This window comes from Pseudonocardia sp. P1 (assembly GCF_000178675.2).
In the GTDB taxonomy this organism is placed as follows: Bacteria; Actinomycetota; Actinomycetes; order Mycobacteriales; family Pseudonocardiaceae; genus Pseudonocardia.
In genome coordinates this window covers 2,346,349-2,362,773 of the sequence record NZ_ADUJ02000001.1, presented here as the reverse complement: position 1 = coordinate 2,362,773, position 16,425 = coordinate 2,346,349, and the positions used below count along the sequence as shown (strand labels likewise).

The following is a 16,425-nucleotide window of genomic DNA, read 5'->3' as shown; positions in this document are numbered from 1 at the left end:
GGGCCCCAACCCTGTCACTCGCCGAACGCGATACGGACGTCGTCGGACGTGGGGGCCGCCACGGCGGCCGCCTCGGGCGCGGCCGCCGGGTCGAGGACCACCTCCGGGGCCATGACGGCCGGATCGACCTCGAGCACCGCGTAGCCGCCGACGGCCCCGGCGCCGAAGCCGGGAGCGAAGACCCGGGTGCGGCCGGTGACGGCGCCGTCGGTGCAGGCGTCGTGGAGCGCGATCGGGATGGACGCCGCCGACACGTTGCCCATCGAGCCGATGTTGAAGTACAGCTGCTCCGCCGAGAGGCCGGCCTTCGCCGCGAGCTGCAGGATCATCGTCTTGTTGGCCTGGTGCGGGACGATCAGGTCGACCGCGTCGAGCATCGTGCCCGTGCCGTCCGGGCCGGCCTGCTCGGTCAGCTCGCCGATCATCTGGGAGAGGTAGCGGGCGACGAGCGCCTTCACCTCGGGCCCGTAGACGGTGATGTCGTTGTCGAACTCCGGGTTCGGCCAGATGATCGAGTTGACCTGGGAGACGGGGCCCGACGCGTAGGTCTGGAGGAGGTCGACGTCGCCGCGCTCGCCCTCGGCCGCCGGTGCGACCACCATGGCCGCGGCGCCGTCCCCGAAGATCATCCGGGAGGTGCGGACGTTGCCGATCTTGTCGGAGAACTTCTCGACGCAGACCAGCAGCACCGGGCGCCGGACCTCCTGCAGCTGCCGGACGGCCTCGGCCAGGCCGTAGGGCAGGCCGGCGCAGGCGGCGACGATGTCGGCCGAGCAGTGCGTCTGCAGCAGCCCCAGCTGACCGGACAGCCACGTCGACAGCGACGGGATCAGCCGCTCGCTGGTGCAGGTGGCGACGAGCACGGCTCCGATCTCGGACCGGTCGCGCCCGGAGTGCTCCAGCGCCCGGACCGCCGCGGCCCAGGCGAGGTCCTCGATGTCCAGCTCGGTGTAGCGGCGCTGGTCGATGCCGGTCTTGGTGGAGATCTCCTCGGCGCTCATCGGCGACCAGGAGAACGCGGAGTTGCGCACGACGTCGTCGTTCGAGCAGACGTGCTCGCCGCGGACGACCGCGAGGGCCTCCACCTTCGGCTGGACCGCGAACGCCTCGCGGACCCGCACCGGCGGCAGCGGGCGCTCCGGCTCGACCGGCTCGGCCTGCGTCGCGATCCGGCCGCGGCGGGCCGGGCGGGCGCCGGTGGCGCGGTCGAGGAAGGCCGCCACGTCGCGGTTGCGCGGGTGGAACGCGATGACGTGGTCGTCGTCGCCGATCTCGTCGGCGGTGCGCAGCTCGGTGGCCGCGCGGTCCCACGGGTACTGGTTGTGCAGGACCATCGCCCAGCGGGTCAGCGCCTCGAGCTCGGGCCGTTCGGCGTGCGCGTCGAGGATCTCGCTCCAGGAGAAGACCGGGTAGTCCGGGTCGTGGTGCGGCACGACGAAGGTGCGGGCGCCCGGGGTGGTCAGGAACTGCTCCACCGTGGGCTTGACCGCCGGCAGCTCGGTCGCGTGGTGGCGACGGTTGCCGTAGACGTCGAAGAGCAGGTCGAAGATCTTCTCCTCGACGCCGTCGTCCCAGGTGGAAGGCAGCACCGCGAAGGCCTCCTGCACCGCGCGGACCTTCTTGTCGCCGTCACGCCAGGGGGTGAGGGTCGGGAGGAAGACGTCGCCCCGGTGCCGCGGCAGGTCGCGCCAGCGGGTGGGCCGCTTCTCGAACATGGTCAGCGTGTACCGGTTGACCCAGAACAGGTTCTGGCTCATGTCGCGCAGCAGCGCGAAGCGGCTCCGGTAGGCGCCGGTGGTGACGCGCTCCAGGATGTCGGTCCCGGTAGGGGCTTTCGCCTCGAAATCGCGGCCGACGATTGCGGTGAACTGTTCGAGATCGTCGATCACCGAAAAGTCGAGCTCGCCGAGGAAATTGGCGGGAAAGACCAGACGGTCGTGGCTGTTGACCACGAACGGCTTCATGTGACGACCTCCTGGAGCGGCGTCAGCCAGATGAATCACCAGGCCGGACGCGAATGCGGACCGGGTGATCGGATCGGTAGCGGTGCCGATGACGGTATCGGTGAACAGGCACGATAGGAATGTGATCCGGCCCCGGAGTGTGCGCGCTCACGCATTGTCGGTCAACTCGGACTGTTACCGGCGAGAATGTTACCCGTGGGTCTACTCGCGGGTTCTTATTACATTCTTGTTGTCTCCGCAGGTGGGCGCCCGCGTGGTGTCCACACTGGAATGATCACTGGACGTGCCCGCGCCGTCTCCCGGCGTGCACATGCAGCGCGGGGGTGTGGCGCGGTCGATGGCGACACCGGGTCCGCCGAAGGTCCGCGCCGGGCCGGGGGCCGCCGCGCGGCGGGCCGGGCGCAGAGGGATCCATAGTGGACGGGACGGTCACCGGACCGGCGTCCGTCCCGGTGCCCGGAACGCGACACGGACGCAATTCCCGTGACGGGTGGGAACGGTGGGCGGGACCGCGCCGGAACGCGGGTCAGGAGGCGGTGGTGACCGGCTCCCGCGCGACCGACGGCGCCGGTGTCAGGGCGACGAGGACCGTCGCCACCAGCGCCGCGACGCCGGCCGCGGCGAACGAGATCGTGTAGGCCGAGGCGGCGGGCAGGGTGCCGCCGTCGAGGACCAGGGCCGTCGTCACCGCGGCGACGACGGCCGTGCACGAGCTCGTCCCCAGCTGGCGGGCGAGGGTGTTGAGGCTGTTCGCCGCGGCCGTCTCCGACTCCGGCACCGCCTGCATGATCGTCAGCGGGATCGCCGAGTAGGCCAGCGCCGCCCCGACCGCCGCGACGGTGGACACCAGCATGAGCAGCCACACGGTGCCCGGGATCAGGGCGAACCCGAGGTTGCCGGCGCCCAGCAGCAGCGTGCCGAGCACCAGCGTGGTGCGCGGCCCGCGGACCCGGGACAGCCGGGCCGAGGCCGACGAGAAGACCACCATCGAGCCGCCCATCGGCAGCAGGACCAGACCGGCGACGACCAGCGACAGCCCGAAGCCGTACCCGGTCGCGACCGGCGCCTGCAGGATCTGGGTGGCGAGCACGAAGCCCGCGAACATGGCGAAGCCGACCAGCACCGACGCGAGGTTCGTCAGGAGCACCGCCGGCCGCGCGGACACGCGCAGGTCCACCAGCGGGCCCGGCACCCGCAGTTCGTACCGCCCCGTCACCAGGGCCAGCACGACCGACGCGGCGAACAGGCCGAGCACCAGCGGCGAGGCCCAGCCCCAGTCGTTGCCCTTCGACACCGCCAGCAGCAGGCACACCAGGGCGGCGCCGACACCGAGCGCCCCGACGGTGTCGAACCGGCCGCCGCTGCGCAGGTTCGACTCGGGGACCAGCCGCCGTACCACCAGGATCTGGAACACGGCGATGACCGCGGCCCCGGCGAACAGCCAGCGCCAGCTGGTGAACTGCGCGACGACGCCGGTGATCGGCAGCCCGATGGCGCCGCCGAACCCGAGCGACGACGACATCAGCCCGACCCCGGACCCGACGCGGTCGGCGGGCAGGACGTCACGCATCAGGCTCATCCCGAGCGCGATGACGCCGAACGCCGCGCCCTGCAGCACCCGCGCCGCCAGGAGGAGAGCGATGCCGGGGGCGACCGCGCCGAGCAGCGAACCGGCACCGACCAGGCCCAGGGCGACCAGCAGCATCCGCCGCTTGCCGTACATGTCACCGAGCCGGCCGAGGACCGGCGCCGACACGGCACCGGCGACGAGGTTCGCGGTGATCAGCCAGGACGCCGTCGACGGGCTCACCGACAGCAGCTCCGGGAAGCGCGGCAGCAGCGGGACGACCATCGTCTGCACCAGCGAGACGAGCAGGCCGCACGAGGCGAGCACGGTGATCGCGACGGCCGGCCGGTGCCGTGCCTCCTGTGCGGGGCCTCCGGGGGACGCTCCTGCGGATCGACGGGCCCGGAACACACGACCTCCGACGCTGCTGTTGTGGATGTGCACGATCAGGTGAGCACGTCCCGCATGTCGGCGGCAACAGGGAAGTTTGCATTGCCAGCTTTCTCACCGGTGCCCGCCCGGCCGGGTTCAGCGGGGTGGCACCGGCTCCGGTGGCGGCGGGCCCACGTAGGTGGCCGACGGACGGATCAGCCGACGCTGCTCCGCCTGCTCCAGCACGTGGGCGCACCAGCCGACGACCCGGCTGGTCGCGAACGTCGGCGTGAACATGCTGCGCGGGATCCCGCAGCCCGCCATCACCACTCCGGCGTAGAACTCGACGTTCGCGTGCAGCGGGCGGTCCGGGCGGAGCTCGGCGAGGGTGGCGGCGACCCGGCGTTCGACGTCGGCGGCGCGGGCGGGCAGCGGCCCGCCGAGCCGCTCGGCGACCTCCCGCAGCAGCGCCGTGCGCGGGTCCGGCCCGCGGTACACGGCGTGTCCGAACCCCATGATCCGTTCGCCGGCGGCGAGCCGGTCCGCCACCCAGCGCTCGGGTGAGCCGCCGGCGTCGCGGTCGATGGCGTCGAGGCCCTCCAGTGCGCGGTCCGGCGCACCACCGTGCAGCGGGCCGGAGAAGGCACCGGTCGCCGCCGTCACCGCGGACGCGACGTCCGCGCCGGTCGACGCGACGACGCGTGCGGTGAAGGTGGAGGCGTTGAACCCGTGGTCCAGCGTGCTGACCAGGTAGGCGTCGACGGCGCGGGCGTGCCCAGGGTCGGGTTCGGCGCCGGTGAGCATCCACAGCCAGTCCGCCGCGGGTTCCAGGTCCGGCCGGGGCGGCACCGGGTCGAGGCCGGACCGCAGCCGGTGCAGCGCGGCCAGGATCGTCGGCGTCGCCGCGCAGACGGTGAGCGCGTCGTCGGCGCCGCGCTCCGGGCCGGCGTCCCACACCGGTCGCATGCCGTGCAGCGGGCCGAGCACCGACAGCGCGGCGCGCAGCCCCGCGAGCAGGTCGTCGCCGCACGCCGCGGCGATGCCCGGAAGCAGCGCGGACAGCGCGGCGGGCAGCGCCCGGCGCTGCGCGATGCGGGCGGCGAACGCGGCCCGCTCGTCCGGGTCGGGCAGCCGTCCGCGGGCGGCGAGGAACCAGGCGCAGACGAACGTGCGGGTCCGGGCGAGCTCGACCGCGGAGTACTGGCGGTAGTGGTAGAAGCCCTCGTCGCCGCGGACGTCGCCGAGGGTCGTGGTGGTGACGGCGACGCCGCGCAGGCCCGGTGGGACCTCCGGCACGGCGGCCCTCTCGGTCGTGGTCATGCCGCGGACGGTCCGCCCGGCGACAACGCTTGTCAATATTGATCCGGTCAATGTTGATCCGGTCCCGTAGGGTGCCGTCGTGGAGTTCCTGAACGCCGCCGAGACCGCGGAACGGCTCGGGGTGAAGCGCGAGACCGTGTACGCCTACGCCAGCCGCGGGTTGCTGACCAGCGTGCGCGGCGCGCAGCGGCGGGGGAGCCGGTTCGCCCAGGACGAGGTGGAGGCGCTCGCCGCGCGCGGCCGGGAGGCGGGCGAGCCCTCCGGCGCGGTCGAGCGGATCCGGACCCGGATCACACTCGTGGCCGACGGCGGTCCGTGGTTCCGCGGCGTGCCCGTGGGCGAGCTCGCCGTGGCCGGGACCCTCGGGGACGCGGCGGCCGTGCTCTGGGAGACCCCGGGCCCCGTCGCGTTCGACGCCGATCCGGCGCTGCTGCCCGTGGCCCGCGGTGCGCTGGCGGCGCTCCCGGGCGGGGCGCGCACCACCGACCGGTTCCGGGTGGCGGTCGCCGCGCTCGCCGCGGCCGACCCGCTCCGCGCCGACGTCGCGCCCGCTGCGGTCGTGCGCACGGCGTCCGGGCTGCTGGGGACGGTCGTCGACGCGCTGGCGGGCGGCGGGGACGGCCCGCTCGCCGCGCGCCTGTGGCCCGCCCTGGCCCGTGACCCGGACGGCGAACCCCCGCCCGCGGCGCTCGACCACGTCCGCGCCGCGCTGGTGCTGCTCGCCGACCACGGCCTGGCCGCGTCGACGGTGGCGGCCCGGGTCGCCGCGAGCACCCTCGCCGACGTGCACGCCGTCGTCTCCGCCGGGCTCGGCGCGCTCGACGGCCCGCGGCACGGCCTCGCGAGCGGGCTGGCCCACCGGTTCCTCGCCGGCGCCCTGGACGACCCCCGCGGCGCGCTCGCCGAGCGGCTGCGCGCCGGCGAACGTGTGCCCGGCTTCGGGCACACGGTGTACCGGGGCCCGGACCCCCGCGCGACGGTGCTGCTGGACCGCCTGCGCGACGACCCGGCCGCGGAGCGGGTGCTCGCGTGCGTGGACGCGGTGGCCGGGGACCTCGACCGCGGCGGCGAGGGCCCCGCCCCGAACGTCGATCTCGCGCTGGCCGCGTTGCTGCACGCCCACGGCCTGCGGCGCGACGCCGGCGAGCTGCTGTTCGCCACCGCCCGCACCGTCGGCTGGGTGGCGCACGCCCGCGAGGAGTACGCCGAGCCCGGCCTGCGGTTCCGGCCGTCCGGCGTCTACACCGGGCCGCGACCGGGGAGCCGGGAGCACCCGCCCGGGACCGCGGGGTGAGGATGGCCGGATGACGCGACGACGTTCCCTCGCCGACGGTGTGTCCGACCGCTTCCGCGAGCTCTGGTCGGAGCGCCGCCCGTGCGTCCTGGTCACCCCGCGGCGGGACGGCACGCCGCATGCCGTGCCGGTCGGGGTGACCGTCGACGTGGAGGACGGGATCGCCAGGGTCCTGTCCAGCGGCGGCTCGCAGAAGGCCCGCAACGTCGCCGCCGCCGGGCCGGACGGGGCCCGGGTCACCGTCACCGCGGTCGACGGCCGGACCTGGTCGACCCTCGAGGGGGTCGCCGTCGTGGATCCCACCCCGGAGGGGGTGCACGCCGCGGAACGCCGCTACGCCGCGGAGTACAAGGAGCCCCGGGTGAACCCGCAGCGGGTGGTGCTGCGGATCGTCGTCGACCGGGTCCTCGGCAACGCCTGATCCCCGCCGCCGCGCCGGCGGGGATACTCGACGGCGTGGACCTGCCGGAGACGACCTTCCTCGGGCACAGCACGCTGCGGCTGCGCCTCGGCGGGCGCACCGTGCTCACCGACCCGGTGCTGACCTCCGCGGTCGGGCCGCTGCGGCGGATGGCGCCCGCGGTCGATCCCGCGGGGCTCGGCGGCGTCGACCTGGTCCTGATCTCGCACCTGCACGCCGACCACCTGCACCTGGGCTCGCTGGCGCTGCTGCCGCGCGACACCGAGGTCGTGGTCCCGGCAGGGGCGGCGGCGTGGCTGCGCCGGCGCGGCGTGGCCCGGGTGTCGGAGCTGGCCGTCGGGCAGCGGCGGACGTTCGGCGGGCTGCACGTCACCGGCACCCCGGCCGACCACTCCGGGCACCGCTGGGGCCCCCGGCTGACCCACGGCCCGCAGGCCGACGCGATGGGCCACCTGCTGGAGGGCGACGGCCTGCGCGTCTACGCCGCCGGGGACACCGGACTGTTCCCGGGCCTCGGCGACGTCGCCGCCCAGGGCCCGATCGACCTCGCCGCGCTGCCGGTGTGGGGCTGGGGCCCGAGCCTCGGCCCGGGACACCTCGACCCGGCCGGTGCCGCCGAGGCCGTCCGGCGGCTGGCGCCCCGGGCCGCGCTGCCGGTGCACTGGGGCACGCTCGCCGTCACCGGGCTCTGCTCGGTCCCCGGGCGGACCGGCGGGCGGATGCGGGAGCTCCTCGTGCGGCCGCCGCACGACTTCGCCGCGGCGGTCGCCGCGGCCGGGCTGCCGGCGCGCACCCTGGTCGTCCCGCCCGGCGCGGCGGTCGGGGCGGCGGTGTGAGCGTGCTGGGCGCCGTGCTGCAACCGGCCACCGAGGAGTGGTTCACCGCCGAGCTGAGCCCGGACGCCGGCCGGGTCGCCTACCTCGTCGTCGGGGGCGGGGTGCTGTTCGGCTCGATCCTGCCGGTGGTGCCGACCGGGGCCATCGTCGGTGCCGCCGCGGCGACGGCGATGACCTCCCCGGCGCTGTCGCTGCCGGTGGTGCTCGTGCTGGCCTTCGCCGCGGCGCTCGCCGGGGACCTGGTGACCTACGCCGTCGCCCGCCGGGGGAGCGTCCCGGTGCTCGACGCGGTGGCAGGCGGCCGGTTCGGCGGGGCGCGCACCGGCGAGCGGGTGGCCCGGGTGCGGGCCGCGTTCGCCGACCGCGGCTGGCTGCTGGTCCTGGTCGGCCGGGTCGCCCCCGCGGGACGGGTGCCGACCCTGATCGCGGCCGCCGCGTCCGGGATGGCCTGGTCGGTGCTGCTCCCGGCGGTCGCGGCCGGCGCGGTGCTCTGGACGCTGCTCTACGGCGTGCTCGGGGTCCTCACCGGCAACCTCACCGACTCACCGCTGGTGGCGGCGGGGCTGGCGGTCGGGCTCGTCGCCGTCGTCGGCGCGGTGACGGCGCTGGTGGGCCGCCTGCGGTCCCGGCGCCGCGAGCGGCGGGCCCACTCGCCGGGAGAGCCCGCCCACGACCGGTGACGGGTGCGGTCAGGTCCGTCCCGCACGCTCCTGCAACGCGGCGTCGATCTCCTCCAGGCTGCGCCCCTTGGTCTCGGGCATCAGCCGGTGGAGGAAGACGAACCCGGCCACGCCGATCACCGCGAAGATCGCGAACAGCCCGGACTCCCCGAGCGTGGTGATGAGCGTCAGCGTCGTCGACGCGATCACCAGGTCGATGCCCCAGTGCGTCGTCGCGCCGAGCCCGGCGGCCTTGCCGCGGACCGCGGTCGGGAACACCTCGGAGTTCACCAGCCAGATCGCGATGCCCAGGCTCGCGGCGAACGCGGCGATGTACACGCAGAGCGCGACGACGACGAGGACCCCGACGATGCCGTCCTGCGAGGGCAGCAGGAACAGCACGACCAGCGCGACCAGCGCGGCGACGACGACGGCGAGCCCGCCGAGCAGCAACGGCCTGCGGCCCCACGAGTCGATCCGGGCCAGCGCCACCGCCGTGACGACCGTGTTCACCACCCCGATCCCCACCGTCGCCAGGAGCGCGCCGGTGTCGGAGCCGAACACCCCGGACAGGATCGTCGGCGCGTAGTAGATGACCGCGTTCACCCCGACCAGCTGGTTCACCGCGGCCACGCCGATGCCCAGGGTCAGCGCGGGACGCAGCTGCGGGCGGCGCAGGTCCGACCAGGTCCAGCGGGCCTCGTCGCGGGCGGCGGCGCGGATCTCGGCGATCTCGGCGTCGGCCTGCTCGGGCGTCCGGCCGGCGAGCGCGGCTCGCGCCTCGTCGACCCGCCCGCGCAGCACCAGCCAGCGCGGCGACTCCTGCGCCCCGGCCAGCCCGACGAGCATCGCCAGCGCCGGGACACCGGCCAGCAGGAGCGGCCAGCGCCAGCTCTCCGCCTCCGCGAACATTGAGTTGACCAGGTAGGACAGCAGGATCCCGACCGTGATCAGGAACTGGTTCATCGAGACCAGGCGCCCGCGTGACTCCTTCGGCGCGATCTCGGCGATGTAGAGCGGCACGCAGACCGAGGACACGCCGATCGCCAGCCCCAGCAGCACCCGGGCGCCGAGCAGCACCCCGGTCCCCGGGGCCAGCCCGGAGAGCACCGCGCCGAGAAGGAACACCGCGGCGACGCCGACGAGCGTCCGCCGCCGGCCGAGTGCGTCGGTGATCGCCCCGCCGGCCAGCGCGCCTACCAGCGCGCCTACCAGCAGCCCGGAGACGAGCAGCTGCTGGCCGGCCTCACCGAGCCCGAACTCCGGTGCGATGAACAGCAGCGCCCCGCTGATCACCCCGGTGTCGTAGCCGAACAGCAGTCCGCCCGCGGCGGCGACGGTGGTCGCCAGGCCGATCCCGCGTCCCTGCCGCGTGCGGTGGCCGGTGTCGCCGGTGTCGCCGTGTGTCGTCATCGACAGCCCCTCCCGGTCGGGTCGCGCGACGGGTGCGCCACGCAACAACGGCGACCAGGGTTGCCGTATCGGTCCGTGACTGTCCACCGTTCGCCGCAATGCGGGCCGGAACCCACACGATTCCGGACACAGACGGAACCGGCCGGGCGCGACGGGAGGGGGTACGTCGCACCCGGCCGGAGACCGGTGGGGGAGGGGTCAGTTCCCGCCGCCCCCGAAGGGGTTGATCCCGAACGGCGCGGAAGGTGCGGAACCGCCGCCCTGCCCGGAGCCCTCCGGCGTGGTGAGGGCGCCCTGCCGGGCGGTGGCCGCCTCGGTGTCCTGCGCGCTGCCGAGGGTCACCGGGACCTGGCGGGCGTCCGCCCCGCTGCCGATGGTCAGCGTGACCTGCTGGCCGGGGGTGAAGTTGCCGACCCGTGCGATCAGGTCCGCGAAGCTCGACACCGGGTACTCGTCGACCTTGGTGACGACGTCGCCCGCCGCCACGCCCGCGTTCGCCGCGGGCGAGCCGGGCTCGACGGCCGCCACCTGCGCGCCACCGGTGCCCGCGGTCTCGGAGCCGGAGGCCGACACCGACCCCTGGACGCCGAGCTGCGGCTTGGTCGCGACGCCGTCCGACATCAGCTCCTGGGCCACCCGCTTCGCGGTGTCCACCGGGATCGCGAAGCCGAGACCGATCGAGCCGGCGTTCTGCCCGCTCGTCGCGATCGCCGAGTTGATGCCGACGACCTGCCCGGCGAGGTTGACCAGCGGACCGCCGGAGTTGCCCTGGTTGATCGGTGCGTCGGTCTGCAGCCCGTTGTAGACGACCGGGGTGCCGCCGTCGCCACTGGCGGAGACGGTGCGGTTCAGCGCGGACACGATGCCGGCGGTGACGGTGCCGGAGAGCCCCTGCGGGGACCCGGTGGCGACCACCTGCTCGCCGACCTGCACGCCCGAGGACTGGCCGAGCGTGGCGGCCTTCAGGTCCGAGGCCCCCTCCAGCCGGATGACGGCGAGGTCGTAGCTGGGGGAGGTGCCGACGACGGTCGCGCGGTGCTGGGTGCCGTCGGCGGTCGAGACCGTGATCTGCCCGCCGTCGCCCGCCCCGGAGACGACGTGGTTGTTGGTGAGGACCTCGCCGTCGGCGGTGAGGATCACGCCCGACCCCTCGGCGGTGCCCTGCGCGGTGCGGACCTGGATGTCCACCGTGCTCGGGGTGATCGCGGCGGCCGCGCCGGCGATGGAGCCGTCGGCGGCCTGGGCGGGGGTGCCCGGGGCGGCGGAGCTGGACAGCGTCGCGGTGCTCGAACCGGTGTCCCCGCCGAGCACGGCGTAGGCGCCACCGAAGCCGACGCCGCCCCCGATCAGCCCCGCCGCGACCGCGACGGCGACCAGGCCGGCACCGAAGCGCCGCGGCGGCTTCGGGGCAGGGGCCTGCGCCGGGAACGGCGGGTACACCGAGGTGGGCGGGCTGCCGGCACCGTGCGCCGGGATCGTGGGGTTGCTCGCGGAGGCCCACGGCGGCGGGGCCTGCTCCTGCTGCCTCCGGTGGTCGGTGTCGGTCACGTCGGTCGCCTCCTGAGCGCTCCTGCCGTCGGCGTGCCCGGGGCCGTCCCCTGCCGCACGCGGATCGGGCCGGGTGGGGTCCGTGGCGCCGCCCCCGGTGGAGGTCTCCCCGTCGGCGCGCCCGCCGGTGCCCGGCCCGTACTCGGTCATGGGAGCAACTGTGCGGCGTGACCCTGAGACGAGCCTGTGATCGCGCTGGGAATCCCGCGCGCGTTCGGTGTGGACCGGTGGGGCCGCGCTCAGGTCCCGCGCCTCAGGTCACCGCGCCTGCGATCGTCAGGACCAGCCCCAGCAGGACGAGTGCGGCGCCGCCGCGGGCCCACCACCGCTGGCTGCGCCGGTCGGTGGCGGTCAGCTCGTCCTCGGTGCGGGTGGACAGGACGAACGGGTGGGACGTGTCCTGCGGGGCCCGGATCACCAGCGGACCGTCACGGTCGTCGACCTCGCCCAGTACGTACATCCGCACGCCGGGGCGGAGCACCCACTCCTGGTTGCGGTAGCCGAGCGTGCGGTCGCCGCGGGGGCCGCGCTCGTCCGCCGGGTCGAAGCGGTCCAGCACCAGCTCGACCGGGTCGGGACGCCGCCCGCCCGGGTCGACGCCGATGGTGTGCCCGTCGCGCAGCAGCGGCCAGCCGTGCGGTGACACCCGCTCGGAGACGGTCTCGGTGTGGGTGGAGGTGCGCATCCGGCCCTCGGAGTCGCGCTCGCGGCGCTCGAACCGGCGCTCGACCCGGTGGGCGTGCCAGACGCACTCGACGCCGGCGAGCTCGGAGCGCAGCAGGCCGACCGGGGCGGGCGCGGCCTCGCCCACGACCTCGCAGACCTTCCGGAACCGGCCCGGCCCGCCGTTGAGGTCCGCGGCGATCCCCGCCTCCTCCAGCAGCCGGGGCACCGGCAGCGTCTCCGCCGCCATCATCGCGTGCACCCGGCGCTGGGTGTGGACGGCGGCCCAGAAGCACCCGGCACCGGCGAGCAACGCGATGATCCCGATCCACAGCACGACGGGAACCTAGCCGACGGTCACACCAGCTCGACGACCGTCGCGTTCGCCGTGCCGCCGCCCTCGCACATGGTCTGCAGCCCGTAGCGGATGCCGCGGTCGCGCATGTGGTGCACGAGCCGGGTCAGCAGGATCGTGCCGGAAGCACCCAGCGGGTGCCCGACGGCGATCGCGCCGCCGAGCGGGTTGAGCCGGGCGTCGTCGGCGCCGAGCTCCGCCTGCCAGGCCAGCGGGACCGGCGCGAACGCCTCGTTGACCTCGAACGCGCCGATGTCGCCGATCGCCAGCCCGGAGCGCTTGAGGACCTTCTGGGTCGCGGGGATCGGCCCGGTCAGCATCCGCAGCGGGTCGGCCCCGGACACCGCGCCGGAGTGGTAGCGGACGATCGGGGTCAGTCCCAGCTCCGCGGCCCGCTCCGGCGTCGTGACGAGCACGGCGGACGCGCCGTCGGAGATCTGCGAGCTGTTCCCGGCGTGGATCACCCCGGTCCCGGAGAACACCGGCTTCAGCGCGGCGAGGGTCTCGGCGGTCGTCCCGCGGCGCAGCCCCTCGTCGGCGGCGAATCCCGGCGCGCCCGGGACGTCGACGAGCTGCCCGTCGAACGCGCCCGAGTCGATCGCGGCGGCGGCCAGCTCGTGCGAGCGGGCGGCGTACTCGTCGAGCCGGGTCCGGGACAGCCCCCAGTCGCGGGCGATCCGCTCCGCGCCGACACCCTGGTTGAAGTCGTCGTTCGGGAACTCTCCCGAGGTCAGGTCCTCGCGGTAGCGGTCGCGCACCAGCGGGCCGTAGGGCCGGCCCAGCTCGCGGCCCGCGCCGAGCGGCACCCGGGTCATCGACTCCACCCCACCGGCGACGACGACGTCGTACTGCCCGGCGAGGACCATCCCGGCCGCGAAGTCGAAGGCCGACTGGCTCGACCCGCAGGCCCGGTTGATCGTCACGCCCGGCACCGTCTCCGGCCATCCGGCGGCCAGCAGCGCGTACCGGCCGATCTGGGCGGCCTGGTCGCCGACCTGGTTGACGCAGCCCCAGACGACGTCGTCGACCACGCCGGGGTCGATCCCGGTCCGCTCGGCGAGCGCGGTGAGCACGGCGGCCGACAGGTCGACCGGGTGGACCTCGGACAGCGATCCCTTCCGCTTGCCGATCGGTGTGCGGACGGCCTCGCAGACGACGGCCTCGGGCATGGCGGGTTCCTCCTCGGTCGGCGGTGACAGGGGCGGTGCGGTTGCTTCGCGACGCTAAGCCATCCCGGCCGGCACGTGCTGAGAGTGCGGTCACATCGATCCGCGACGGTCGAGCAGGACTGGATCGATGAGGTAACGTCAGGTCCCGTACGCGAAGGGGAGTAGCTCCCAACGCTGCGCTCGACATACTGGTCCGCCCCGATCACGAGGGCCGGCCCGGGCGCAGGGCCTGGCCACCAGGTGAGCGAGACCTTCGATCCGGATGATCCGGATCGAGGTCACCCGTACCCCTCGATCCGGAGCGAGATCGAGGGATGGACATGGACGGATTCCTGGCTGCGTTCGCGGTCAGCTTCGGCGTCATCTTCGTGGCCGAGCTCGGGGACAAGTCCCAGCTCATGGCTCTCACGTTCGCGACGCGCTTCAAGGCGATCCCGGTGCTCGTCGGGATCACGATCGCCACGTCGGTGACCCACCTGGTGTCGGTCGCCGTCGGGTACGGCCTGGGCGCGTCGATCCCGACCGGCTGGATCGCGCTGGTCGCGTCGGTGGCCTTCGTCGCGTTCGGCGCCTGGACCCTGCGCGGGGACTCGCTGACCGACGACGAGGAGCAGAAGGCCAAGCGGGCCGGCGGGTCCGCCGTCGTCGCCGCGTCGGTCGCGTTCTTCCTGGCCGAGCTGGGCGACAAGACCATGCTCGCCACGATCACCCTGGCCACCCAGTACAGCTGGTTCGGCGTGTGGCTCGGTTCCACGCTGGGCATGGTCGCCGCCGACGCGCTGGCCATCGTCGTCGGCCGCAAGCTCGGCCAGAAGCTCCCCGAGCGGGTCATCTCCGTCGGTGCCGCGATCATGTTCTTCGTGTTCGGCGCCTGGCTGTTCGCCGAGGCCGTCCCGCAGGTCTGGGGCGACGACGCCTGGGCCCGGCTCGCCGACGCGATGGGTCACCAGGGATTCGGCTGGGCCGCGCTGGCGCTGGGTCTGGTCGCCGTCGGGACCGGGCTCGTCGTCCGCGGCCGGGCGCACCGGGCCCGCGGGGAACGCCGGCTCGACGTGGCCAGGGCCCCGGGCAGTCCGGCCTGGTGGGCGCGGACGCTGTTCGTCGTCGCCGCCGTCCTCGGCTTCGGTGCCCCGCTGCTGGTCGCGCTGGACGTGCTCGAGCCGATCTCGGTGCTGTCCCGGCCCGCGGTGGCGGTCGTCGGTGCCGGTCTGCTGCTGCTCGGGTTCGCCGTCGTCGCGGTCGCCATGCTGCAGCTCGGCACGGTGTGGCGGCGCAGCGCGACCGAGGCGGGCGCCGCGGCCGCCGGGGACCCGGACGCCGCGCGACGCCCGGTGCTCGCGACCGGTGGCCTCTACCGCCGCGTCCGCAACCCCGCGCTGACCGGGCTGATCGTCGGCTGCGCCGGGATGCTGTTCATGGCCCCGACCCTGCTCGGGGTGCTCGCCGGGGTGCTGATCCTCGTCGCGGTGCAGATCCAGGCCCGCGCGGTGTACGAGCCCGGGCTGGGCAGCGCGCTGGGGCCCGAGTACGACGCCTACCGGCTGCGCACCGGCCGGTTCCTGCCACGGGTCCGCCGGACCGGGGCGGACGGCGACGCCACGGCCGGGGACGACCACACCCGGGTCGGCTGACCTCGTCCCGGTACGCCGTACGGTAATTCCGGTACGGTGTACGACGTCAGGGGCCGCGGTGGCGCGGCCCCGGCGTCGGAGGGAGAGCCCATGACGATCCTGGTGACCGGGGCGACCGGGAACATCGGCCGGCTGGTCGTCGACCACCTGATCGCCCGCACCGGTGAGCCCGTGCGCGCGCTCACCGTCGACCCGGCGCGGGCCGCACTGCCCGACGGCGTCGAGGCCGTGCGCGGTTCGGTCCGGCGGCCGGCCGCGCTGGACGGGGCGTTCGACGAGGTCCGCGCGATGTACCTCGCCCCGTACGAGCCGACGGCGGCCGAGGTGCTCGCGGCGGCCGCGGACGCCGGGGTGGAGCACGTCGTGGCGCTGACCGGTGAGCCGGACAGCTGGTGGGGGACCGTGACGAAGGCCGTCGAGGCCGCCGGCCCCGCCTGGACGCACCTGTGGCCCGCCGACTTCGTCGAGAACTACGAGATGTGGCTCCCGCAGATCCGGGCCACCGGGGTCGTGCGCGAGCCGTGGCCGGAGCTGGCGAGCACGCCGACGGCGATGACCGACATCGCCGAGGTCGCCGCCGTCGCCCTGACCGCGCCGGGCTACACGGGCCGGGCCCTCACGCTGACCGGCCCGGAACCGGTCAGCCGTCGTGACGCGGTGGCCGCGATCGCCGAGGCCACCGGCGTCGGGATCGGGTTCGAGCAGGTCACCCCGGACGAGGCCGTCGCGGCGCTGGAGCCCTCGGCCGGCCGGGACGCCGCCGAGATGGTCGTCCACACGATCCTGGGTTTCCTGCACGACGCCGAACCGGCCCCGAACGGCGTGGTCGAGGAGGTGACCGGCCGTCCCGCGACGACCGTCGCCGCCTGGGCGCACTCCCACGCCGACCGCCTGCGCGCCGCGATCACCTGACACACCGCACCCGACCCCGCACCCCCGCTCCTCGGCCACGGCCGCGCTCACGGGGTACGGCCGCGCTCACGGGATCGGGCGAGCGTGGGCGGAACCGGTGAGCATCTGCGGGCCTCGCAGCGCAGGACAGCGCGGGGCAGAGCAGGACGAGGCGGGGCGCTCACGCGACAGGGCCCCGCTCATGCGATCGGGTGAGCGTGGCCGGAACCGGTGAGCGTCTGGGTGCCGCGCCGCGCCGCGCCGCGCCGCGCTGGGCCGTGCCGCGCCGGGCCGCTCACGGAATGCGGCCCCGCTCGTGCGA

Annotated in this window: 12 protein-coding genes and 1 pseudogene; 6 read left to right on the top strand and 7 right to left on the bottom strand. The window is 75.1% G+C overall.

The window, feature by feature from the left end; all coding sequences use genetic code 11:
• Positions 1-14: 14 nt before the first annotated feature.
• The 3 genes and pseudogenes from PP1_RS10380 to PP1_RS10370 form a co-directional block, all read right to left on the bottom strand.
• Entirely contained in the window at positions 15-1,964 is a 1,950-nt protein-coding gene (locus PP1_RS10380) for a 3-oxoacyl-ACP synthase III family protein (protein WP_010242731.1), read from the bottom strand.
• Between the two features lie 529 nt (positions 1,965-2,493).
• Positions 2,494-3,942, bottom strand: a pseudogene (locus PP1_RS10375) (MFS transporter); the annotation flags it as partial.
• A 117-nt stretch (positions 3,943-4,059) separates the two neighbouring features.
• Positions 4,060-5,223: a citrate/2-methylcitrate synthase gene (locus PP1_RS10370; protein WP_060573595.1), complete on the bottom strand. Its 1,164-nt coding sequence runs from the start codon at positions 5,221-5,223 to the stop codon at positions 4,060-4,062.
• 79 nt (positions 5,224-5,302) lie between these two features.
• On the opposite strand from PP1_RS10370, the gene PP1_RS10365 reads away from it, so the two are divergent.
• The 4 genes from PP1_RS10365 to PP1_RS10350 are packed head-to-tail and all read left to right on the top strand — an operon-like array spanning position 5,303 to position 8,454.
• The gene (locus PP1_RS10365; protein ID WP_060722236.1) at positions 5,303-6,517 is read left to right on the top strand and encodes a citrate synthase; all 1,215 of its coding nucleotides are present in this window, start codon (positions 5,303-5,305) and stop codon (positions 6,515-6,517) included.
• A 10-nt stretch (positions 6,518-6,527) separates the two neighbouring features.
• Complete coding sequence (locus PP1_RS10360; RefSeq protein ID WP_010239087.1) at positions 6,528-6,938, top strand: TIGR03618 family F420-dependent PPOX class oxidoreductase; 411 nt, start codon at positions 6,528-6,530, stop codon at positions 6,936-6,938.
• Between the two features lie 35 nt (positions 6,939-6,973).
• Complete coding sequence (locus PP1_RS10355; RefSeq protein ID WP_083697045.1) at positions 6,974-7,774, top strand: MBL fold metallo-hydrolase; 801 nt, start codon at positions 6,974-6,976, stop codon at positions 7,772-7,774.
• Complete coding sequence (locus PP1_RS10350; protein ID WP_227012682.1) at positions 7,771-8,454, top strand: DedA family protein; 684 nt, start codon at positions 7,771-7,773, stop codon at positions 8,452-8,454. Before PP1_RS10355 ends, PP1_RS10350 begins: the two co-directional genes overlap by 4 nt.
• Before the next feature lie 9 nt (positions 8,455-8,463).
• Here PP1_RS10350 and PP1_RS10345 read toward each other — a convergent pair whose 3' ends face one another.
• From PP1_RS10345 to PP1_RS10330, 4 genes are all read right to left on the bottom strand, one after another.
• Positions 8,464-9,846 carry a sugar porter family MFS transporter gene (locus PP1_RS10345; protein WP_010242237.1) on the bottom strand — a complete coding sequence of 461 codons (1,383 nt, stop codon included), beginning with the start codon at positions 9,844-9,846 and terminating at the stop codon, positions 8,464-8,466.
• Positions 9,847-10,044: 198 nt separating this feature from the next.
• On the bottom strand, positions 10,045-11,544 hold the full coding sequence (locus PP1_RS10340; RefSeq protein ID WP_010242239.1) for a S1C family serine protease: 1,500 nt from the start codon (positions 11,542-11,544) through the stop codon (positions 10,045-10,047).
• A 103-nt stretch (positions 11,545-11,647) separates the two neighbouring features.
• A complete protein-coding gene (locus tag PP1_RS10335; protein WP_010242243.1) occupies positions 11,648-12,394 on the bottom strand; it encodes a GIDE domain-containing protein in 747 nt (248 codons plus the stop codon).
• Between the two features lie 20 nt (positions 12,395-12,414).
• The gene (locus tag PP1_RS10330) at positions 12,415-13,581 is read right to left on the bottom strand and encodes a thiolase family protein (protein WP_010242245.1); all 1,167 of its coding nucleotides are present in this window, start codon (positions 13,579-13,581) and stop codon (positions 12,415-12,417) included.
• Positions 13,582-13,901: 320 nt separating this feature from the next.
• Between PP1_RS10330 and PP1_RS10325 the strand changes: the two genes are divergently transcribed.
• Both PP1_RS10325 and PP1_RS10320 read left to right on the top strand, forming a co-directional pair.
• Positions 13,902-15,212, top strand: coding sequence for a TMEM165/GDT1 family protein (locus PP1_RS10325; protein ID WP_050802561.1), 1,311 nt, complete (start codon positions 13,902-13,904; stop codon positions 15,210-15,212).
• Between the two features lie 90 nt (positions 15,213-15,302).
• Complete coding sequence (locus PP1_RS10320; RefSeq protein WP_010242251.1) at positions 15,303-16,124, top strand: NAD(P)H-binding protein; 822 nt, start codon at positions 15,303-15,305, stop codon at positions 16,122-16,124.
• Positions 16,125-16,425: the final 301 nt, after the last annotated feature.

Bases quoted from the DNA above. Each gene is read 5' to 3' on its own strand.
- PP1_RS10380 (WP_010242731.1), bottom strand. From the start codon at position 1,964: ATGAAGCCGTTCGTGGTCAACAGCCACGACCGTCTGGTCTTTCCCGCC.
- PP1_RS10370 (WP_060573595.1), bottom strand. From the start codon at position 5,223: ATGACCACGACCGAGAGGGCCGCCGTGCCGGAGGTCCCACCGGGCCTG.
- PP1_RS10360 (WP_010239087.1), top strand. From the start codon at position 6,528: ATGACGCGACGACGTTCCCTCGCCGACGGTGTGTCCGACCGCTTCCGC.
- PP1_RS10345 (WP_010242237.1), bottom strand. From the start codon at position 9,846: ATGACGACACACGGCGACACCGGCGACACCGGCCACCGCACGCGGCAG.
- PP1_RS10340 (WP_010242239.1), bottom strand. From the start codon at position 11,544: ATGACCGAGTACGGGCCGGGCACCGGCGGGCGCGCCGACGGGGAGACC.
- PP1_RS10330 (WP_010242245.1), bottom strand. From the start codon at position 13,581: ATGCCCGAGGCCGTCGTCTGCGAGGCCGTCCGCACACCGATCGGCAAG.
- PP1_RS10325 (WP_050802561.1), top strand. From the start codon at position 13,902: ATGGACGGATTCCTGGCTGCGTTCGCGGTCAGCTTCGGCGTCATCTTC.
- PP1_RS10320 (WP_010242251.1), top strand. From the start codon at position 15,303: ATGACGATCCTGGTGACCGGGGCGACCGGGAACATCGGCCGGCTGGTC.